Annotated in this window: 19 protein-coding genes; 14 read left to right on the forward strand and 5 right to left on the reverse strand. The window is 71.0% G+C overall.

Going from position 1 to position 19,665, the window contains the following annotated elements:
- Positions 1-48: 48 nt before the first annotated feature.
- A complete protein-coding gene (locus BKA14_RS26770; protein WP_184953602.1) occupies positions 49-1,443 on the forward strand; it encodes a cellulase family glycosylhydrolase in 1,395 nt (464 codons plus the stop codon).
- A 64-nt stretch (positions 1,444-1,507) separates the two neighbouring features.
- Here BKA14_RS26770 and BKA14_RS26775 read toward each other — a convergent pair whose 3' ends face one another.
- Positions 1,508-2,260, reverse strand: coding sequence for a hypothetical protein (locus BKA14_RS26775; RefSeq protein WP_184953603.1), 753 nt, complete (start codon positions 2,258-2,260; stop codon positions 1,508-1,510).
- A gap of 119 nt (positions 2,261-2,379) precedes the next feature.
- Between BKA14_RS26775 and BKA14_RS26780 the strand changes: the two genes are divergently transcribed.
- From BKA14_RS26780 to BKA14_RS26800, 5 genes are all read left to right on the forward strand, one after another.
- On the forward strand, positions 2,380-3,294 hold the full coding sequence (locus tag BKA14_RS26780; protein ID WP_184953604.1) for an ABC transporter ATP-binding protein: 915 nt from the start codon (positions 2,380-2,382) through the stop codon (positions 3,292-3,294).
- Complete coding sequence (locus BKA14_RS26785; protein WP_184953605.1) at positions 3,287-4,150, forward strand: ABC transporter permease; 864 nt, start codon at positions 3,287-3,289, stop codon at positions 4,148-4,150. Before BKA14_RS26780 ends, BKA14_RS26785 begins: the two co-directional genes overlap by 8 nt.
- Positions 4,147-5,058 (forward strand): ABC transporter ATP-binding protein, encoded by a 912-nt coding sequence (locus tag BKA14_RS26790; protein WP_184953606.1) that lies wholly within the window; start codon positions 4,147-4,149, stop codon positions 5,056-5,058. The genes BKA14_RS26785 and BKA14_RS26790 overlap by 4 nt, the downstream gene beginning before the upstream one ends.
- The gene (locus tag BKA14_RS26795) at positions 5,058-5,768 is read left to right on the forward strand and encodes an ABC transporter permease (RefSeq protein ID WP_184956980.1); all 711 of its coding nucleotides are present in this window, start codon (positions 5,058-5,060) and stop codon (positions 5,766-5,768) included. Before BKA14_RS26790 ends, BKA14_RS26795 begins: the two co-directional genes overlap by 1 nt.
- Before the next feature lie 63 nt (positions 5,769-5,831).
- A complete protein-coding gene (locus BKA14_RS26800; RefSeq protein ID WP_184953607.1) occupies positions 5,832-6,395 on the forward strand; it encodes a DUF4352 domain-containing protein in 564 nt (187 codons plus the stop codon).
- 3 nt (positions 6,396-6,398) lie between these two features.
- Here BKA14_RS26800 and BKA14_RS26805 read toward each other — a convergent pair whose 3' ends face one another.
- Positions 6,399-7,766, reverse strand: a complete 1,368-nt coding sequence (locus BKA14_RS26805) for a glycosyl hydrolase (protein ID WP_184953608.1) — start codon at positions 7,764-7,766, stop codon at positions 6,399-6,401.
- Between the two features lie 141 nt (positions 7,767-7,907).
- Here BKA14_RS26805 and cysC point away from each other — a divergent pair, with 141 nt between their 5' ends.
- The 8 genes from cysC to BKA14_RS26845 all read left to right on the forward strand — a co-directional run bounded on the left by cysC (position 7,908) and on the right by BKA14_RS26845 (position 18,008).
- Positions 7,908-9,428, forward strand: a complete 1,521-nt coding sequence (gene cysC / locus BKA14_RS26810) for an adenylyl-sulfate kinase (RefSeq protein WP_184953609.1) — start codon at positions 7,908-7,910, stop codon at positions 9,426-9,428.
- A 137-nt stretch (positions 9,429-9,565) separates the two neighbouring features.
- A complete protein-coding gene (locus tag BKA14_RS26815; RefSeq protein ID WP_239093530.1) occupies positions 9,566-11,281 on the forward strand; it encodes a Wzz/FepE/Etk N-terminal domain-containing protein in 1,716 nt (571 codons plus the stop codon).
- Positions 11,278-12,648, forward strand: coding sequence for an O-antigen ligase family protein (locus BKA14_RS26820; protein WP_311776114.1), 1,371 nt, complete (start codon positions 11,278-11,280; stop codon positions 12,646-12,648). The genes BKA14_RS26815 and BKA14_RS26820 overlap by 4 nt, the downstream gene beginning before the upstream one ends.
- A complete protein-coding gene (locus tag BKA14_RS26825) occupies positions 12,645-13,874 on the forward strand; it encodes a hypothetical protein (RefSeq protein ID WP_184953611.1) in 1,230 nt (409 codons plus the stop codon). Before BKA14_RS26820 ends, BKA14_RS26825 begins: the two co-directional genes overlap by 4 nt.
- 11 nt (positions 13,875-13,885) lie before the next feature.
- Positions 13,886-14,761 (forward strand): sulfotransferase domain-containing protein, encoded by an 876-nt coding sequence (locus BKA14_RS26830; RefSeq protein WP_184953612.1) that lies wholly within the window; start codon positions 13,886-13,888, stop codon positions 14,759-14,761.
- Positions 14,749-16,278 (forward strand): MATE family efflux transporter, encoded by a 1,530-nt coding sequence (locus BKA14_RS26835; RefSeq protein ID WP_184953613.1) that lies wholly within the window; start codon positions 14,749-14,751, stop codon positions 16,276-16,278. Before BKA14_RS26830 ends, BKA14_RS26835 begins: the two co-directional genes overlap by 13 nt.
- 10 nt (positions 16,279-16,288) lie before the next feature.
- Complete coding sequence (locus BKA14_RS26840) at positions 16,289-17,023, forward strand: class I SAM-dependent methyltransferase (RefSeq protein ID WP_184953614.1); 735 nt, start codon at positions 16,289-16,291, stop codon at positions 17,021-17,023.
- The gene (locus BKA14_RS26845) at positions 17,016-18,008 is read left to right on the forward strand and encodes a glycosyl hydrolase (RefSeq protein WP_184956982.1); all 993 of its coding nucleotides are present in this window, start codon (positions 17,016-17,018) and stop codon (positions 18,006-18,008) included. The genes BKA14_RS26840 and BKA14_RS26845 overlap by 8 nt, the downstream gene beginning before the upstream one ends.
- Positions 18,009-18,053: 45 nt before the next feature.
- Here the strand turns inward: BKA14_RS26845 and BKA14_RS26850 are convergent, their stop codons facing one another.
- The 3 genes from BKA14_RS26850 to BKA14_RS26860 form a co-directional block, all read right to left on the reverse strand.
- Positions 18,054-18,527, reverse strand: coding sequence for a hypothetical protein (locus BKA14_RS26850; RefSeq protein ID WP_184953615.1), 474 nt, complete (start codon positions 18,525-18,527; stop codon positions 18,054-18,056).
- The gene (locus tag BKA14_RS26855) at positions 18,524-18,943 is read right to left on the reverse strand and encodes a hypothetical protein (protein WP_184953616.1); all 420 of its coding nucleotides are present in this window, start codon (positions 18,941-18,943) and stop codon (positions 18,524-18,526) included. Before BKA14_RS26855 ends, BKA14_RS26850 begins: the two co-directional genes overlap by 4 nt.
- Before the next feature lie 149 nt (positions 18,944-19,092).
- A complete protein-coding gene (locus BKA14_RS26860) occupies positions 19,093-19,470 on the reverse strand; it encodes a VOC family protein (RefSeq protein WP_438861906.1) in 378 nt (125 codons plus the stop codon).
- Between the last annotated feature and the right edge of the window lie 195 nt (positions 19,471-19,665).

Below are 19,665 nucleotides of genomic sequence, written 5' to 3' on the forward strand. Positions count from 1 at the left end.
AGCGCTCCCAAAGCCCCAGTCCCCTCCCCGATGGAGCATCGATCCCCCATGCGCAGATGGAGAATTCTCGCCGGCGTCGCGGTTGCCGCCGCCGCTGCGACCGTAGCCACGGTGATCGCCCTGCCGGCCAGCGCCGAGACCGCCGCTTTCACGGTGACCAGCTCGTGGAACACCGGTTACCAGGGCCAGGTCGAGGTCAAGAACAACACCTCGTCCACGATCAGCACCTGGCGGGTGCAGCTCACCCTGCCCGCCGGCACGACCGTCGTCAATTCCTGGAACGCCACGCAGTCGGTCTCCGGCTCCACGTACACGTTCACCCCGGCCGGCTGGAACGGCACGCTGGCCGCGGGCGCGTCGACGTCCTTCGGGTTCGTCGCCAACGGCACCGGCCGCCCCACCTCCTGCCAGGTCAACGGCGCCTCCTGCGGCGGAACGTCCACGACGCCGTCCCCCGTGGTCCCGAGCACGGTTCCGCCGACCAGCACTCCCCCGACCAGCACTCCCCCGACGGGTACGACCCCGGTCGCGATCAACGGGCAGCTGCGCGTCTGCGGCACCAAGCTGTGCAACTCCAACGGCAAGGCCATCCAGCTGCGCGGCATGAGCACGCACGGCCTGCAGTGGTTCGCCAAGTGCTACAACACGAACTCGCTGAACGCGCTGGCCAACGACTGGAAGGCCGACCTGCTGCGGATCTCGATGTACGTGCAGGAGGGCGGCTACGAGACCAACCCGGCCGGCTTCACGTCGCAGGTCAACAACCTGGTCGACCAGGCCGAGAGCCGCGGCCTGTACGCCCTCGTGGACTTCCACACGCTGACCCCGGGCGACCCGAACTACAACCTGGCCCGGGCCAAGACGTTCTTCAACGAGGTCTCGGCGCGCAACGCGAACAAGAAGAACATCATCTACGAGATCACCAACGAGCCCAACGGCGTCAGCTGGGCCGGCATCAAGAGCTACGCCGAGCAGGTCATCCCCGTGATCCGGGCCAACGACCCGGACGCCGTGATCGTCGTCGGCACCCGCGGCTGGTCGTCGCTGGGCGTCTCCGAGGGCTCGACCTCGGCCGAGATCACCGCCAACCCGGTCAACGCCGGCAACATCATGTACGCGTTCCACTTCTACGCGGCGTCCCACCTGGACAACTACCGCGCCGAGGTGCAGCGGGCGGCGGCCTCGCTCCCGCTGTTCGTCACCGAGTTCGGCACCGTGACCTACACCGGTGGCGGCCAGGTCGACCTGCAGAGCACCGCCACCTGGCTCGACCTGCTGGACCGGCTGCAGATCAGCTACGCCAACTGGACCTATTCGGACGCCGACGAGAGCAGCGCGGCCTTCCGGTCCGGCACCTGCAACGGCTCCGACTACGGCAACGGCGTCCTGAGCCAGTCGGGCACCTACCTGAAGAGCCGCATCAGCACGCCGGACAACTTCTGATCTCCGTACGGCGGCCCTGAACCGCGTGTGCCCCCGGGTTCCCACCAGCCCGGGGGCACACGTGTCAGCTCGTGACGGTCAGGCGTTCGGCCATGATCAGGGCGGGGCGGGTCCACGCCGCGAGCAGGGCGTCCAGGTCGGGGGTCTCGGCCAGGAACCAGCCCGAGTGGAAGGAACCGGTCGGCCACCGCAGCGTCTGCGAGAGCCGGTTGACCTGGGTCAGACGGGGGTCCAGGCCGAGCCGGTCCGAGACGTAGACGTCGGTGCCGAGCTGGCGGCCGACGGCCAGGGCGGCCGGGGTGGGGGTGGAACCCTCGGAGTGCAGCACGGCGTACGCCGGGTCGAGCGCCGTGCAGCACGCCTCCAGGTAGCGCAGCACCACCGCCTGGCGGGCCTCGGCGGCCGCCCGCTCGTCGGCGTTCCACAACTGCCGCGGGATGGCGAACGCGCCCGCCTCCACGGTCACCTCGACCGGGTGCCGCCCGGGCGGGGCGTCCTCGCCGGGTGTCGCCTCGAACGAGAGGGCCGCCGGTCCGGCGCCGGGCAGGTTCATCGCCACCTTGTACCCGCCGCCGTCGCGCAGGCAGCGCCGGACTTCGCGGGCCGAGCGTTCCCCGGCGTACCCGATCCCGGCCGCGCCGGGCAGCCGCGAGAACGACAGTCCGGGCGGCCCGAAGAACATCGCCCCGGCGTACGTGGCGCCGTTGCGCTCCAGGACGTCCCCGACCGCGGCCAGAACCGGCTCGTCCGGGAGGCGGTCGAACCAGAGGCCGAAGGACAGGAAGACCCCACCCGGCCACATTGACGTGAGTCCCATGTCTTGATGAACGCGCGGACCCGCATCGAGGTGATTCTGAGAGGAGCCTGAGAGACCCCCGACGTCTCTCAGGGTTTAACCGGATCCGATCGGGTGCGGACCCTTCCTAGGCTGTTGCCGTGACCATCATCGCGACACAGTCGCTCACGAAGACGTACGGGGGCGGGGTGACCGCCCTCAGCGAACTCACCGTCGACGTCGAGGCGGGCGTGATCGGGCTCGTCGGCGCGAACGGTGCCGGCAAGAGCACCTTTATCAAGATCATGCTGGGCCTCACGGCGCCCACCAGCGGCGAGGTGCGGGTGTTCGGCATCGACCCGGTGACCGAGACCGACAAGGTGCGGGCCCGGGTCGGCTACATGCCGGAGAACGACTGCCTGCCCCCGGACGTCTCGGCCTCGGAGTTCGTCACCCATCTGGGCCGGCTCAGCGGGCTGCCCAAGACGGCCGCGCGCGAGCGGGCCTCGGAGGCGCTGCGGCACGTCGGCCTCTACGAGGAGCGCTACCGGCAGATCGGTGGCTACTCGACCGGCATGAAGCAGCGCGTCAAGCTGGCCCAGGCCCTCGTGCACGACCCCGACCTGCTGCTGCTGGACGAGCCGACCAACGGCCTCGACCCGGCCGGCCGGGACGCCATGCTCAACCTGGTGCACCGCATCGGCAACGAGTTCGGCATCTCGGTCGTCGTCTGCTCGCACCTGCTGGGGGAGGTGGAGCGCATCTGTGACTCGCTGATCGCGATCGAGGGTGGCCGGCTGCTGCGGGCCGACCGGATCTCGGCGATGACGGCCGCCTCCGACGTGCTGGCGGTCGAGGTCAGTGAGGGCACCGACGAGCTGGCCGACGTCCTCGTGCAGCGCGAGCTGACGGTCACCCGCGAGGGCCGGATGCTGCTCGTGCCGCTGACCAGCGAATCCGCGTACGACGAGATCTTGCGCGCCGTGGCCGAGCTCGACCTGCCGCTGCACCGCCTCGACCAGCGACGCCACCGCGTGGCCGAGCTCTTCACGACGAAGGAGACCGCCGATGTCTGATGCGGGCGTCATCCACGACATCGGATACCAGCGGTACGAGGGTCCACGCCTGGGCCGGTCCGCGGTGTTCGGAGCGATCTATCAGCACGGCCTGCGCGCCTCGTTCGGGCTGGGCCGCTCGGCCAAGGCCAAGATCTTCCCGTGGCTGGTGGCGGGCATCGTCCTGCTGGTCGCGGTGATCAACGCCGCGGTCAAGGCGCAGGCCAACATCATTCTGTTCGACTACTTCTCGTTCGACGACACGATGAGCTGGCTGGTCATCTTCTTCGTGGCGATCGTCGCGCCCGAGTTGGTCTCGCGGGACATGCGCTCGGGGGTGCTGCCGCTCTACTTCAGCCGCCCGCTGCGCGCCTTCGACTACATCGGGGCCAAGTTCGCCGCGCTGGCCACGGCGGTCTTCCTGCTGCTCGGCGTGCCTCAGCTGATCATGTTCCTGGGCGGGGCGTTCACCACCAAGAAGGGCGCCTCGGGCGTCTGGAACGAGTTCCTCGACCTGCTGCCCGGCTGGGGTTACAGCGTGCTGTGGGCGCTGCTGTTCGCGTCGATCAGCCTGCTGGTCGCCTCGATCACCGGCAAGCGCGCGTTCGCGGCGGGCGGCATCGTGGCCGTCTTCCTGATGACCACCCCGGTCGTCGGCGTGCTGAGCATCCTGCCGTCGAGCACCGCGCAGCACCTGGCCGGCCTGGCCAGCCCGATGTCGCTGCTCGCGGGCGTGCAGTCGTGGCTGCGCGGCCAGAACAGCATGGACCTCGACATCGGCGACTTCGGCGTGATCTACGGCATCGAGCTGTTCTGCCTGGTCGCCGCCGCCCTCCTGCTGTTGCTGGCCCGCTACCGGAAGGTGGCCTCGCTGTGAGCACCGTCGACCTGCAGAACGTCTCCCGCTGGTACGGCAACGTGGTCGCCGTCAACGACATCAGCATGACCTTGCAGCCGGGCGTGACCGGCCTGCTGGGACCGAACGGCGCCGGCAAGACCACGGTGCTGCACATGATGGCCGGCTTCCTGGCCCCGTCGCGCGGCGTCGTCACCATCGACGGCTCGCCGACCTGGCGCAACCCGGGCATCTACCGCTCGCTGGGCCTGGTCGCGGAGCGCGAGGCCGTGCACGGTTTCCTCTCCGCGTACGAGTTCGTGCTGGCCTGCGCCAAGATGCAGAAGCTGCCCGACCCGGCCGCGGCCACGAAACGGGCACTCGAACTGGTCGAGATGACGAGCGCGCAGGACAGGCGGATCGACACCTTCTCCAAGGGCATGCGGCAGCGCACCCGGGTGGCCGCCGCGCTGGTGCACGAGCCGCAGGTGCTGCTGCTCGACGAGCCGTTCAACGGCATGGACCCGCGGCAGCGCATGCACATGATGGAGTTGCTGCACACGCTGGGCGACCAGGGCCACACGATCCTGTTCAGCTCGCACATCCTGGAGGAGGTCGAGCAGCTCTCCGGCCTGGTCCAGGTGATCGTGGCGGGCCGGCTGGCGGCCTCGGGCGACTACCGCCGCATCCGCCGCCTGATGACCAACCGGCCGCACGTGTTCGCCGTGCAGAGCTCCGACGACCGGCGGCTCGCGGTGGCGCTGATCGGTGAGAAGTCGGTCAGCGGCATCGAGGTCGAGGCCAACGGCTTGACCGTACGGGCGTCCGACTACGGCAGCTTCACCCGCGCGCTGCCGCGCATCGCCCTCGGTGAGGGCATCCGGCTGCGCAAGCTGCTGCCGTCCGACGAGTCGCTGGAGAGCGTCTTCTCCTACCTCCTGGAGGCATGATGTCCACGGTCGCCTACATCACCGCACGCGGCCTGTTCGGCCGCCGGCGGGTGCTGCTCCTGCTGCCGCTGCCGCTGCTGCTGATCGGCCTGGCCGCGATCTGCCGGGCTTACGACGTCGACCCCGGCCAGTGGGGGCAGGCGGTCGTGGTCGGGCTGGGCCTGGCCGTCGTGCTCCCGGTGATCTCGCTAATCGTCGGCACCGGCGTGCTCGGCTCCGAGGTCGACGACGGCACGATCGTGCACATCCTGACCAAGCCGCTGCCCCGGCGCGACATCATCCTGGCCAAGCTGCTGGTGGCGGCCGGGGTGAGCGCGCTGACCGCGGCCGTCCCGTTGTTCGTGGCCGGGCTGCTGGCCGACTCGGTGCGCTTCGGGCTGGCCCTGGTGGTCGGCGCGGTGGCCGGCGCGATCGCCTACTCGGCGCTGTTCCTGCTGCTCAGCCTGGTGACCCGGCGGCCCGTGCTGCTCGGCCTGGCCTACATCCTGGTGTGGGAGGGGCTGCTCGGCCGGTTCGTCAGCGGCACCCGGGTGCTCTCGATCGAGCAGTACGTCATCTCGATCGCCGACCGGATCGCCCCGACCGGCATGCTCGACGGCAAGGTCTCGGTGCCGGTCGCGATCGTGATGAGCGCGATTTTCGCCCTCGGCGGCACGATCTACGCGATCAACCGGCTGGGCTCGTTCAGCGTGGCCGGCGAAACCAGCTAGTCCGGCACGGCTTCTGACCGATCGGCCCGCTGCGCACAGTGACGGCAGTGTTTTGATGAGGTCATGACCGACGCCGAGGTCGCGGACGACGAAGACGAGGACGCCGGCCCACCACGGCCTTTGTGGCCGTGGGTGGCCGGCGTCGTCGTTCTCGCCGTCGTCGCCGCGGTCAGCTGGTTCCTCGTGCTGCGCGGCGACGACGGCGCCCGGGAAGTGGTGAGCACGACCGGCGGCGAGATCGGCCGGCCGGCCCGCGACGGCCGGTTCGTCTTCACCGTCACCGCCGTGCGCTGCGGCGTCGACCGGGTCGGCGACGAATACGTCAACCTCGAGCCGAAGGGAACGTACTGCCTGCTCGACGTGACGGTGAAGAACGGCGCCCGGACCCCGGAGCTCTTCGACAGCAACTCACAGAAGGCCTACGACGCCGCCGGCACCGAGTTCTCCACCGACATCCAGGCCGAGGTGTTCGTCAACAACGAGGCCCGCAACTTCCTCGACGAGATCGCCCCGGGCAGCCAGGTCAAGGGGTCACTGGTCTTCGACGTCCCCGATGAGGCGACCCTCACGACGGTGGTGCTGCACGAAAGTTTCTCCTCCCCGGGTGCCCGGATCTCGCTGCGGTAGCCGTCAGCGTCGCGGTGTGACGGCCACCTGGAACAGCGGCAGGCTGCCGAGCTTCCGGTACGCGTGGAGCGCGGCCGGCGTGCTGTCCACCGAGGAGTCCTGGCCCTTCTGATTGCTCGGCGTCTCGAACTGGACCATCGCCTTGATCCTGGGGAACTGCCGGATCTCGTGGCCCAGCCGGCGGTAGAAGTCGGCCTTGTACTGCGGGTTGCGCCTGGACGACCAGACACCCCACTCGGCCAGCATCAGCGGCTTGCCCGGGTGCCGCATCTTGGCCCAGTTGTAGAAGCCGGGCCAGTACTGTTTGCCCTTGCCCTCGAGCCGCCGGTTGAAGACCTCGGAGAACTGGCCGTGGCCGTAGCCGGGGTCGCTGTAGGCGTAGGTGTCGAGGCCGATCCAGTCGACCACGTCGTCACCCGGATACATCGAGTTGAACCAGCTCTTCTGCGCGTGCGGCACGTACGCCATGTGCACCAGCACGCTGACGATGTTGGTCGCGCCCTTGGCCCGCAGCCGCTTGATCACGTGCCGGTACATGGCCGCGTAGTCGCGCGCGGTGTAACCGGAGCCGGCCCGTTCGCGGACGTCGTTCTCACCCTCGTGGTGCACGGCGAAGAAGAACTGCTCGGGGAAGTTCCTCTTGATGTGCACGGCCAGCCGGTCGAGATACGCGTCGGTCCGCCGGTCCCCCCGGGCGATCTTGGCCCAGGACGCCGACTCCGGCTTCCAGTTGAGGAACAGAATGCGCCGCTTGCCCGGCTGGTGGGCGATCGCGATCTCCTGCTCGGTCGGGAACAGCTGCCTGATCCCGCCGTGGTACGCGTGGTAGATCGCCTGGTGCCGGCCGGTCTTGCGCTCGAAGCGGGCGAGCGCCGAGGCGCCCCGGCTCTCGGTGTGCGCGCCCGGCGCCACGCCCCACAGGACGCCGCACGTGGGCACGAGGTTGTGCCCGGTGTAGCAGTCCTCGCCGCGGGCCTGCTGCGTGTCGCCGGCCGGGGCCATGCGCCCCTGCGGCACGAGCGTCCCCGGCGCGGCGGCCGGCGCCGCCGGTCCGGTCGTGCCGGTCGTGCCGGTCGTGCCGGCTGCGGCGGACGACGCGGCAGTGGTGGCAGCGGCCGCCGATGAGGATGCGGCGGCGGCCGAGGACGGACGACGCGCAGGGGCGAGCGCGTCCGGCATTCCCGGCTGCTGCGCGGTGGGTGAGAGCACGGGCACGGAGACCGTGGGGTCGCCGAGCGATCCCACCGGAAGTCCGATCTGGTCGACCCCGCCGGTCCAGGCCCAGGCGAGCGTGGTGGCGACGGAAAGGACGAAGGCCGTGGGTACGGCGGCTATCTGAACGAGCCGGAAACGGCGCGGGCGGCGATTCACGAAGAGCCAGTATTGTAACTTTCATCCGTTTTGTCCATTACCCGTTCACGACGAGAAGAAAACCGGGGCGGGATACCCGTCTCGACCACGATCAGCGAGGCTGAGAAACTGTCTCCTAATCGGCCGCAGGGGGATACGGAAGTGAATGGTTCGGTGCTGCCCGAGGACGTGCTGCGCGACGCCCCGTCGTACACACCGCAGCCGCACGAGCTCGCGGATCTGGAACTCCTGCTGTCCGGCGCGTACGCGCCGCTCACCGGGTTTCTGGGCCGCGCCGACCTGACCGCCCTGCGCCGCCGGGGCCGGCTCGCGGACGGCACGCCGTGGCCGGTGGCGGTCACTGTGGAGATCCCGGCCGAGCTGGCCGAGCGGCTCGCGGTCGACGATCCGCTGCGCCGCAAGATCATCCTCACCGACCCCGAGGGCGCGCCGGTCGCCGCGCTCGACGTGAACGACCTGTGGTCCACGAGCGAGCGTCGCTTCGCCGCCGGCGGCGTCGTCCGGCGGATGGGCGACGGCGGGCACGGCCCGTTCCAGCGGCTCAAGCGCACCCCCGAGGAGGTGCGGGCCCTGCTGCCACCGGGCCGGGTGCTGGGCGTGATCGCCGACCGCCCGCTGCACCGCCCGCAGCTGGCCCAGATCGCGCACGCCGCCCGCACCCTGGGCGCCCACCTGCTGATCATGATCCCGGTGAGCGGCGCCGGCCCCGACGGCCTGCCGCCCGAGGCGCTGGTCCGCGCGGTCTTCGCCGCCCGCGACCGGATGCCCCCGGCCACCATCGTCGCCGTGCCGCTGCTGACCCGGGGCGACGAGATGCGCGACGCCCTGCTGCGGGCGCGCGTCCTGGGGTCGTACGGGGTGACCCACGTGCTCTCGACGGGCGAGATGCTCTCCGGGGCCGGCCTGCGGGTGCTCGTCCCGCGCGAGCTGGCCTACGACAACCGCGACGGCCAGTGGCGCTGGCGCGACGACATCCCGCTGCGCAACCGGCGCCTCGCGATGACCCCGGCTGAGATCGACGACCTGCTCGACCGCGGCTTCCCGCTGCCCGAGTGGCACACTCCCCCGGCCGTGGCCAAGGAGCTGGTGCGGGCCCGCCCGCCGCGCCGCCACCGGGGCCTGGTCGTCTTCTTCACCGGCTTCTCCGGCTCAGGCAAGTCGACCATCGCGCGCGGCCTGGCCGACTCGCTGCGCGAGAGCGGCGAGCGCACGATCACGCTGCTCGACGGTGACGTGGTGCGCCGCGAGCTCTCGGCCGGGCTGGGCTTCAGCAAGGCCGACCGCGACGCCAACGTGCGCCGGATCGGCTGGGTGGCGGCCGAGGTCGGCCGGCATCGGGGCATGGCGGTCGCGTGCCCCATCGCGCCGTACGAGAACGCCCGGGCCGCCGTCCGCGCGATGGCCGTCGAGGCGGGCGCCGGCTTCGTGCTGGTCCACGTCAACACCCCGCTCGAGGTGTGCGAGCAACGCGACCGCAAGGGCCTGTACGCGCGGGCCCGGGCCGGGCAGCTGCGCGGCATGACCGGCATCGACGACCCGTACGAGGAGCCGGCCGACGCCGAACTGAGCATCGACACGACAACCATCACCGTGCCCGAGGCGATCGAGCTCGTGGTGGCATATCTCGTGGACAACGGCTGGGTGGAGCCGAAATTGCAATAAACCCATCACGAAGGCGGGAGTGAGACGTTTACCCCTCCGGGGGCGAAACGCCCGATTGCCACTTCTCACTCCACCCCCGAAAGGGCCGCCAACCGATGGAAGCGTCACGCCCTGCCGATGTCTCGCACTATCTCGGCGTGTTCCGCCGCCACTGGTGGATCGCGCTGATCGCGACAGGAGCCGGTCTGGGCGCGGGCGCGGCCCTGACCTCGGCCATGCCGAAGGTCTACCAGTCCTCCACCGCCGTGCTGGTGCAGGCCGTCGATCAGGACACCAATGCCCAGGGTGGCCGGACCAAGGGCATGGTCAACCTCGACACCGAGGCCCAGCTGGTCGGCTCGGGCGCGGTCGCGGCCAAGGCGGCGGCCCTGCTGCGCAGCCCCCTGACGCCGATCGAGCTGGCCCGCGACGTCTCGGTCGAGGTCCCCGCGAACACGACGGTCCTCATGGTCACGTTCCAGGCCGGCACCCCGGCGGACGCCCAGGCCGGGTCGCACGCCTTCGCCGAGGCCTATCTGCGCAACCGCGAGGAGACCGCGCAGAGCAGCCTCAACCAGCAGATCAAGACGTTGAGCGCGAAGATCAAGCAGCTCACCACCACGCTGGCCGGGATCAACGCCCGGCTGTCACGGGCGGCCAAGGGCAGCTCGGACGAGAGCAACCTGCTGAGCCTGCGGTCGAACTCGCAGAACCAGCTCAACGGCATGACCGGCAAGCTGAACGAGCTCACCACGACCACTATCGGCGCCGGCAGCATCATCAGCGACGCCCGGCTGCCCGACACCCCTACCAGCCCCAACGCGATGGTCAACCTGGCCACCGGGGGCATGATCGGCCTGCTGCTCGGGCTGGGCCTGGCCTTCGTCCGGGAACGCTTCGACCGCCGCCTGCGCTCGGCCGCCGACGTGCGCGACCGGGGGCGCATGCATGTGCTGGCCGCCCTGGACGAGCGCACCACCCCGCACTTCGACGACGTGCTGCAGCCCTACGGGGCCGGCGGCCGGGTCTTCAACCGCCTGCGCAACGAGGTGCTGGCCACCATGCCGGCCGGTCAGCAGGTCATCGTGGTCACCGGGGCCAGCCGCGGTTCGGCCAGCACGCTGGTCGCCGCCAACCTGGCCGCGGCCCTCGCCCGTACGGGCAGTGAAGTGGTCCTGATCGGCGCTCACCTGCCGGACAGCGTCGTGGACGCCGCCCCGATCGCCCGGATGCTCGGTGTCTCGGCCGTCCCGGGCCTGTCCGACCTGCTGGCGGGCCGGGTCGGCCTGGCCCGCGCGCTGCAGCGCACCCCGCGCATCCCGTCGCTGCGGGTCATCACCACCGGCGGCGCGGCCACCGCGGCCGGGCTCATGCAGTCGCAGCGGCTCAAGGACACCCTGGAGACGCTGCGCGGCCAGGGCGGCTACATCGTGATCGAGGCGCCCTCGACCGCCAGCAGCGCCGACGCGCAGAGCCTGGCCAGCCTGGCCGACGCGGCCATCCTGGCCGTCGAGCTGCGCCGGGCCCGCCGCCCCGCCCTGCTCGACGCGGCCGAGCAGTTGCAGCGGGTCGGCACGCCCCTGCTGGGGGCCGTCGTGCTGCCGCGCCTGACCAACCTGCGCACCGCGGAGCCGGTCGGCCCGGCCGTCACGCTCACGCCGCCGGCCCCGTCGGCGGGCCCGCGCCCGGACGAGACCGCCGTGCTCGACCGTGACCTGATGCCGCCCCAGCGGTTCCCGACCAACACGATGTCGGCCGCCGAGAAGGCCGCGCAGCAGGTGCGTCCGCGGGTCGCGGACAGCGCGGAGGAGATCACCGCGGTGATCGACATGTCCGGCCTGGACGTCAAGGCGCAGGACGGCGACAAGCAGTGACCCAGGTGTCTGCGGCCGCGGTGCCCAGCACCGGCGGCCCGGCCCCGGACGTCCGCAAGATGGCGCTGCCGGCCTGGCCGGTGGCGAGCATCCTGGCGTTCTATCCGGTCTGGTGGGCGCTCGGCCTGGGCGTGCTGATCTTCGCGCTGATGGCCGTGCCGATGCTGTTCCTGCTGATCCGCCGGCGTACGGCCGGGCGCCCGCTGCGGCTGCCGCCGGGCTTCGTGTGGTGGGTCGTCTTCCTGGTCGCCGTGGTGGTCAGCATCGGCGCACTCGGGGCCGACCCGGCGGGCACGGTGGCCGGGCACGCGACGGGCCGCCTGCTGCCGGCGGGTTACAAGTTCCTCATGTACGGCGCGCTGACCGTCCTGCTGGTCTACGCGGGCAACCTGACCGAGGCCGAACTGCCCCGCCGGCGACTGGTCCGGCTGCTGGGCTGGCTGTTCGTGGTGACCGTGCTGGGCGGCCTGCTCGGCATGGTGGCGGGCAATTTCGAGTTCACCTCACCGGTCGAGTGGCTGCTGCCGTCGGGGGTGCGCAACAAGGGCTTCGTGCAGTCGCTCGTGCATCCGTACGCGGCCCAGATCATGGACATCGTCGGCGACAGCCAGCCGCGCCCGGCCGCCCCCTGGGGCTACACGAACACCTGGGGCAACAACTTCTGCCTGCTGGCGGGCTGGCTCGTCGTCGCCGCGGGCCAGGCCAGGAGCGGCAAGGCGAAGTTCTGGGCGGTCGTGTGCCTGGTCGTCTCGGTCGTGCCCGCCGTCGTGTCGCTCAACCGCGGCCTCTGGATCGGCGTCGGCGTACTCGTCCTCTACGTGGCGGTCCGCTACGTCCTGGCCGGCCGGCTCTGGATCATCGGGGCGGTCACGGTGGCGGGCGCTCTGCTCGGGGTCGCCCTGCTCGCCACGCCGCTCGGTGACGTGGTCGGCGCCCGGCTCGACAACGGCAAGTCCAACGGTGTGCGCTCGTTCCTGATCGACCGGGCCCTCGACGGCTTCCGGGAGTCGCCGGTGATCGGCTACGGCGGCACCCGCAACACGCTCGGTGGCCGCAACTCGATCACGGTCGGGGAGAGTGCCGGCTGCGAGCGCTGCGGCAACTTCACCGTCGGCGGCAACGGGCAGCTGTGGCAGTTGCTCTACTCGCACGGCGCGGTCGGCACGGCCGGCTATCTCGGCTTCTTCGCGTACGGGCTGTGGCGGTTCCGGCGTGATCGCAGTGCCATCGGGGTGGCCGCCTCCGCGGCGATCGTCACGTCTTTCTCCGCGATGCTCTGGTACAACTCGCTGGTCACCCCCTTGGCCTTCATGGTTCTGGCCTTCGCGCTGCTCTGGCGCAATTCGATCGAGGGGGAAACGACATGAGTCCGGTGAGGACCGCGCCCGCCGAGCTGACCGCGGGGGACGCGGAGCTGCGCACCCGCTACCTGAACGAGGTGCTCGGCCTCCTCTACCCGCCGCCGTGCCGCACCGACGGCTCGCCCGGCACCCCGATCGCCGAGTACATGGTGGTGCCGGACGCCCGCCGGCCCAAGCTGCTGGTGCCGTCGACCTCGCGCCGGGTGGCCGCGGCCGCCGTGCGCCGCTACGCCGAACCGCAGTCGCGTTCGGCCAAGCTCAAGCGCGAGGCCGTCGTGGCCGCCGTGCGCACGGGTGCCTCGAGCGTGCTGCTGCGCGACCGGATCCGGGTCACCGGCCCGTTCTCGCACAGCATCGACGGGCACCTGAGCGAGGCGCTGGGCCGTGAGCTGTCGGTCAGCGTGCACATCGGCCCGGCCCGGGCCAACCGCAAGCCGGTGCTGCAGCTGATCGGGCCGGACGGCGACACCTTCGGCTTCGGCAAGCTCGGCACCGGGCCGCTCACCCAGGCCCTCGTACGGGCGGAGACCGCGGCCCTGACGTCGCTGGCCCACAGCGGCCTGACCAAGCTGGTCATCCCCCGCGTGCTGCACGCCGGGCAGTGGCGCGGGCTCGAGGTGCTGGTGCAGTCGGCGCTGCCGGTGTGGCTGCCCCGCGCGCCGCTGAGCCGGCGCAGGCTGGTCGCGGCCATGCTCGACATCGCCGGGTGCTGCGGCTACACGACGGGGGCACTGTCCGGCAGTGCGTACTGGCACGACCTGCGGGCCCGGCTGGCCGAGGTGGGCGACCGGCCCGAGGGCGTGGGGCTCGCGGCGGCGGCCGAGCTGCTGGTCCAGCGGGCCGGCGAGATCGTGCTGCGGTACGGCGCGTGGCACGGCGACTGGGCCCCCTGGAACATGGCCAACATCGCCGACGGGCTGCTGGTCTGGGACTGGGAGCGGTTCGCGTCGGGCGTGCCGCTGGGCTTCGACGCCGTGCACCACGAGCTGCAGCGGCGGATCCAGTCCACCGGCGACGCCAAGGACGCCGTCGAGGCGACCGTGCGGCGCTCGGCCGAGCTGCTGGCGCCGTTCGGTGTGCCGGTGGACGGCCGCGAGGCGACCGCGCTGCTCTACCTGGTCGACCTGGCCACCCGATACCTGACCGACCGCCAGGCCGAGGCGGGCGCCCGCCTGGGCGTGCTCGGCACCTGGCTGCTGCCGGTGCTGATCCGGCGGGTCGAGGAGCTCTGAGGAGACCAACCATGGACGTACGCAAATTGCCGGCGCCGATGAAGCGCGTCGTGCACCTGGGCTCCCGCTCGTACGGCAGGCTGACCGCGCCGGGCCGGATGACCCCCACCTTCCTGATCTGCGGCGGGCAGCGCTGCGGCACGACGTCGCTGTATCGCGCGCTGGCCGGGCATCCCGTGGTGCTCAAGGCCGTGCTGCACAAGGGGGTGCACTACTTCGACACCTCGTACGACCGCGGGATGGCCTGGTACAAGGGGCACTTCCCGCTCGTGCGCAGCGGCGAGAAGGTCGGTGAGCGCTACGGCGTGCAGCCGCAGACGTTCGAGTCGAGCCCGTATTACATGTACCACCCGCAGGCGGCCGCCCGGATCGCCCGCGACCTGCCGCACGCCCGGCTGCTCGTGCTCGTCCGCGACCCGGTCGAACGCGCCTACTCGCAGCACCACCACGAGGTCGCCCGCGGCTTCGAGACCGAGCGCGACTTCGGGGCCGCGATCGCCCTCGAACCGGCCCGCCTGCACAAGCAGGAGGAGCGGCTGGCCGAGGACCCGAAGTTCTACAGCTTCAGCCACCAGCACCACGCCTACCGGGCCCGCGGCGAGTACGCCCGCTACCTGAGCGTGATGGCGCAGCACGTGGGCCGTGAACGCATCCACGTGATGGAGAGCGAGCGGTTCTTCAGCGACCCCGAGGACGTCTACGACGAGGTGTGCGAGTTCCTCGGCCTGCCCAGCTATCTGGAACGGCCGCCGTTCGAGCGGCACAACGCCCGGCCCCGCGAGAGCGACATGGACCCGGCCCTGCGCCGCGAACTGAGCGACTACTACCTGCCGCACGACGAGGCCCTGGCCCGCTGGCTGGGACGCAAGCCGGTATGGCGGTCCTAGACAGGCCCGCCGCCGGTGCTCGCGGCGCGGCCCGGGGCGGGCTGGCCAACATGGCCGGTTCGGCGCTGGCCGGCGGCACCGGGGTGGTGGTCACCTGGGTGGTGGCCCGCTCGCTGGGGGCCGAGCAGGCCGGCGCGTTCTTCGCCGCCACCGCGGCCTTCGTGCTGGCCGGCGGGCTGGCCAAGCTGGGCACCCCGACCGGGCTGGTCTACTGGCCGGCCCGGCTGCGCGCCACCGGCCGGGCCCACCTGCTGGGCGCCTGCCTGCGTACGGGCCTGACGCCGGTGATGGTGCTGTCGGTCGCGCTCGCGGTCGCGCTGTGGCTGACCGCGCCGGCGATCGCCCGGATGACCGCGGGCGAGGCCGGGCACGTGGTCGCCGCGCACACCGCGGGCCTGCGGGTGCTGGCGGTCTTCCTGCCGTTGCAGGCGATGACCGACGCGCTGCTCACCGCCACCCGGGGCTATCGCGCGATGCGGCCCACGGTGATGCTCGACCGGGTGGTGCGCAGCGGGCTGCAGCTCGTGCTGGTCGGGATCGCGGGCGTCACATCACTGTGGACAGCCGCCTCGCTGCCCGCGTTCGCGCTGGCCTGGGCCGCACCCTATCTGCCGGTGACGATCCTTTCCGCGTACGCCCTCCGGCGGCTCTACCGCAAGACGGAGCCGACCGGCGTCCCCGCCCGGCGGGCCGAACGCAGGGCCCTGCGCCGCGAGTTCTGGCGGTTCACCGGTCCGCGCGCGATCGCCAGCGTGGCCCAGCTGGCCCTGCAACGAATCGACGTGCTGCTCGTGGCGGTGCTGGGGGGCCTGGTCCCGGCGGCGGTCTACGCGGTCGCGGGCCGCTTCGTCGTGCTGATCCAGTTCGCCAACCAGGGCATCTCCCAGTCCGTGCAGCCGCGCCTGGCCGAGGCGCTGGCCGTGGACGACCGGCGCACCGCCAACGACCTCTACCGGACCGCCACGGGCTGGCTCGTCCTGGTGACGTGGCCGGTCAACCTGCTGGTGATCTTCTTCGCGCCGGTGTGGCTGCGGCTGTTCGGCGACCGGTACGCGGCCGAGGGCGTCCCGGTCGTCGCCGTGCTGGCGGCCGCGATGCTGGTCGCCACCGGCTGCGGGATGGTCGACATGGTGCTCGCGATGGCCGGCCGCACCTCGTGGAACCTGGTCAACGTGCTCGTCGCGCTGGCCGTCACGGTTGCCCTCGACGTGCTGCTGATCCCCCGGTTCGGCGCTCTGGGCGCGGCGATCGGGCTGGCCTGCGCGATGGTCGTCAACAACCTGCTGCCGCTGATCCAGGTCGGGCGCTCGGCTGGGCTGCACCCGTTCGGCCGGGGCACCCGGGCCGCCGCGCTGCTCTCAGTCGTCTGCTTCGGCGCGCTCCCGTGGGCCCTGGTCGCCGTCACCGGCCGGGCCCTCGCGATGGTGATCGCCGTCCCCGCTTTCCTGGCCGGCACCTGGCTCCTGCGCGTCCCGCTCGCACTGGACGCGTTCCGACCGAATCGTTCGAACTCATGAGGAGGACGAGTTGACCACCGACTACACCAAGGTGTTCCAGGACACCGATGCCGTCGAGAAGTACGAGACGATCACGTACGCACCGGACAGCTACGCCTCGCAGATCAACGAACGGCAGCAGGACTACCTGCGCACGCTGGTGCGGCGCGAGTTCGGCGAGCTCGCCCCGGTGCAGCACGACTTCGCCTGCGGCACCGGCCGGGCCATCCGCACGCTGCACGGCCTGGTGCGCGAGGCCCACGGCTACGACACGTCGGCCGAGATGATGGCCAAGGCGGCCCAAGTCGGGTCGCGGGCCAACTGGCACCAGGTGGCGCCGGACGGGCCCGTGCCGCACCCGGTGCCGGCCGGCTTCCCGGCCATCGTGACGATGTTCCGGCTGCTGCTCAACGTCGACGAGACCGTACGGGACCGCGCGCTCGCCTTCGCCGCCAAGGCCCTGCCCACCGCCGACTCGGGCATCCTGGTCGTCGAGAACCACGGCAACGCCGGCTCCGTGCGGCACCTGCGGGCCCGCCGCCACCAGGGCGAGCGCTGGTTCGCCGAGCTCTCCCACGAGCAGGTCGCGACGCTGCTCGACCGGCACGGCTTCGTCATCGTCGAACGGCGCGGCTTCTCCATGATCACGCCGTCGCTGCACGGCAACCCGGTCGCGCGGGCCGCCGACGCCGCCGTGCGCCGGCTCCCGGGCAGCGACGCGTACGCGGTCAACGTCCTCTACACGGCCCGGCGTGTCCATGCGTAAGGCCTTGGTGATCCTGGCCGCCCTGACCATGCTGCTGAGTGGCTGCACGAAGGACGAGAAGCCGCCGCAGCCGCCCGCGCCCGACCTGACGAGCGCACCCAGCGGCGTCGCCGTCAACCAGGGCCCGTTCCGGTCGGGGCCGGTGGCGGCGCCCGCGCGCGGGGCCCTGTTCGGGGCGTGGATCAAACCGGACGCGCTGACCCACGTGGGCCGGCTGGCCGCCGTCGACAGCCTGCAGGCCGACCTGGGCCGCCCGCTGAAGATCGTGAACACGTACCGGCGCTTCGAGCAGATGGTCGGCACCCCCTCGGACAAGGAGTTCCTGGCCCGCGGGGCGACGCTGATGGTCAGCTGGGCCACCGGCGACAACCGGTCCATCCTGGACGGCGAGCACGACGACCTGATCCGCAAACAGGCCCGCGCCGTCCGCAAGATCAAAGAACCGGTGCTGCTGCGGATGCGCTGGGAGATGGACCGGCCCAACCTGCGCGCGACCATGTGGTCGGGCGAGGACTACATCGCGGCCTGGAAATACGTACGGGCGATCTTCGCCCAGGAACGGGCGACCAACGTGTCGTGGGTGTGGTGCCCGACCGCCGAAGGCTTCATCCGGGGCGACGCCCCCGCGTTCTACCCCGGCGACGACCAGGTCGACTGGACGTGCGTCGACGTCTACGCGGGTGAACGCTTCGAGCCCATCGGCGACCTGATGGCGCCGTTCCTGACATGGGCCGCCGCGCGCCCCAAGCCCATCGTCATCGGTGAGTTCGGCGTGGCCAAGGCGTGGGGCTCGGCCGGCCGGGCCGACTGGCTCAAGGACGCCCGGCGCACCTTCAAGGCGAATCCGCAGATCAAGGCCATCGCCTACTTCGAGTCCGACCCCGAAGGCAACGGCCCGACCAAACAGTTCCAGCTCACCGGCGACACCGCGGCGTTCCGGGAGTTCCATCGGATGGCGAAGGACCCCTGGTTCACGCCGCGCTGACCGATGCTCCGGCCGGGCCCGCTGACCCGCGGGCCCGGCCGGAGATCACGCGATCACGGTCCAGACAGTGGTGCAGTCGTAGTAGTTGGCGACGTTCGAGGGAATCGTCACCGCGTTGTCGTCGTAGAGGCAGGTCTTGAACTTGATCGTGGAGCCTTCTCGGAAGTTCTTGTTGCACTTGCCGATGGTCAAGTACCCGTCGTTGTTGACGCACGAGCCCCAGCGGTAGAGCGTCGACGAACCGGGAAGATAGTTGTGCCAGTAGATCGCGGCCGAATGCCCGTCCCGGGCCGTGTCCTGCACCCGGAAGATGTCACCGTCGTGCTGAAAACAGCCGAGCGCGCCGTAACCCTCGGGGATGCACCCGTCGGCGCCCGACCAGGTCGCCGAGACCGTGTGATCGAACTCGAAGGCGCTGGCCGCGACGGCGGGGGCCGAGGTCATCGAGAGGGTGGCCGCCGCGACGGCGACAACCGCGAGCAGTCTGCGCAGGATCGCCGTCCGGCCGTGGCCGCTCATGCGTACGTCCGCTTGACCGCGCTGCACTGGAAGTAGTTGTTGACGTCCGAGGGCGTCGTCCCCGAGTCGTAAGCGCAAACCTTGTAGTCGATCCGCGAGCCCTCGACGAAGTTCTTGTTGCACTGACCCGAATCGCCGTTGCCGTTGCTGTTCACGCAGGATCCCCAGCGGTACAACGCCGTTGAGCCGGGCAGGTAGTTGTGCCAGTAGACGGCGGCCGAGTGCCCGTCCGCCGCCTGATCCCAGACATGGAAGACGTCCCCGTCCGGATCGAATTCGCCGCAGCCCGCGTCGGAGTAGATGAGGCAGATGATCAGACCCTTCGCCTCAGTGCGGTTGAACTCGAACGGGTTGGCCGCACTCGCCGGCGCGGCGACCGCGAAGGAGGCGACGACCGCGGCTACGAAAGCCGCCAACAGGGTTGGTATCCGCCGAATCATGCTTCTCTCTCTTTCGCTCGACCCGTCGCCCCATCCACCGCCGCCTCATTCACGGCCGCCGATGAACGCGCGGGAAACGAAAGATAAGCGGCACCCGTATATCCGCCGCATATTCGACCCTCGCCTCACTCCGTGACCGGCTCCAGGAACTCGAGCCGGTTGCCGTGGTCGTCCTGCGAGTAGAACCGCCGATGGCCCGGGAAGTGAGGATCCCAGCACACCGGGCGGCCGGCCGCCTCCAGGGTCGCGGCCAGTCCGTCGAGGTCGTCGACCAGCACACCGGGATGAGCCCGCTGCTGCGGCGCGAAGCCGGACACCGGGCTGACGTGGATCTCCCAGCCGCCGCCCCGGAACCAGCAGCCGCCACGCGCCGCCAGTACGGCCGGCTTGGCCAGTTCGGTCAGGCCGAGCACGCCGGCGTAAAAGGCGCGGGCCTGCTCTTCTCCCCCGGGCGGACACAGCACCTGTACGTGATGGAGCCGCTCAAATCCCATGCCACCCATTAAACCGTACGTACGTTTTGCTATGTACGGCCATCCCAAGCCCCCACCCACCTCGGGGAGACGGGTCATCACCGTACGCCGTTGTCAAACCGGCGGGCCCGCCTCGTCCACAGTCCCCACGGGCGACTCCACAGTTGTCCACAGCGTTGTCCGCCGCCACGCCTCTGAGCACTGCTAAAAACAGAGCTTGTGCCG

The sequence above is a fragment of the Paractinoplanes abujensis genome (genome assembly GCF_014204895.1).
Taxonomy (GTDB): domain Bacteria; phylum Actinomycetota; class Actinomycetes; order Mycobacteriales; family Micromonosporaceae; genus Actinoplanes; species Actinoplanes abujensis.

Bases quoted from the DNA above. Each gene is read 5' to 3' on its own strand.
- BKA14_RS26845 (WP_184956982.1), top strand. From the start codon at position 17,016: ATGCGTAAGGCCTTGGTGATCCTGGCCGCCCTGACCATGCTGCTGAGT.
- BKA14_RS26775 (WP_184953603.1), bottom strand. From the start codon at position 2,260: ATGGGACTCACGTCAATGTGGCCGGGTGGGGTCTTCCTGTCCTTCGGC.
- BKA14_RS26770 (WP_184953602.1), top strand. From the start codon at position 49: ATGCGCAGATGGAGAATTCTCGCCGGCGTCGCGGTTGCCGCCGCCGCT.
- BKA14_RS26800 (WP_184953607.1), top strand. From the start codon at position 5,832: ATGACCGACGCCGAGGTCGCGGACGACGAAGACGAGGACGCCGGCCCA.
- BKA14_RS26830 (WP_184953612.1), top strand. From the start codon at position 13,886: ATGGACGTACGCAAATTGCCGGCGCCGATGAAGCGCGTCGTGCACCTG.
- BKA14_RS26785 (WP_184953605.1), top strand. From the start codon at position 3,287: ATGTCTGATGCGGGCGTCATCCACGACATCGGATACCAGCGGTACGAG.
- BKA14_RS26850 (WP_184953615.1), bottom strand. From the start codon at position 18,527: ATGAGCGGCCACGGCCGGACGGCGATCCTGCGCAGACTGCTCGCGGTT.
- BKA14_RS26835 (WP_184953613.1), top strand. From the start codon at position 14,749: ATGGCGGTCCTAGACAGGCCCGCCGCCGGTGCTCGCGGCGCGGCCCGG.
- BKA14_RS26860 (WP_438861906.1), bottom strand. From the start codon at position 19,470: ATGGGTGGCATGGGATTTGAGCGGCTCCATCACGTACAGGTGCTGTGT.
- BKA14_RS26825 (WP_184953611.1), top strand. From the start codon at position 12,645: ATGAGTCCGGTGAGGACCGCGCCCGCCGAGCTGACCGCGGGGGACGCG.
- BKA14_RS26795 (WP_184956980.1), top strand. From the start codon at position 5,058: ATGTCCACGGTCGCCTACATCACCGCACGCGGCCTGTTCGGCCGCCGG.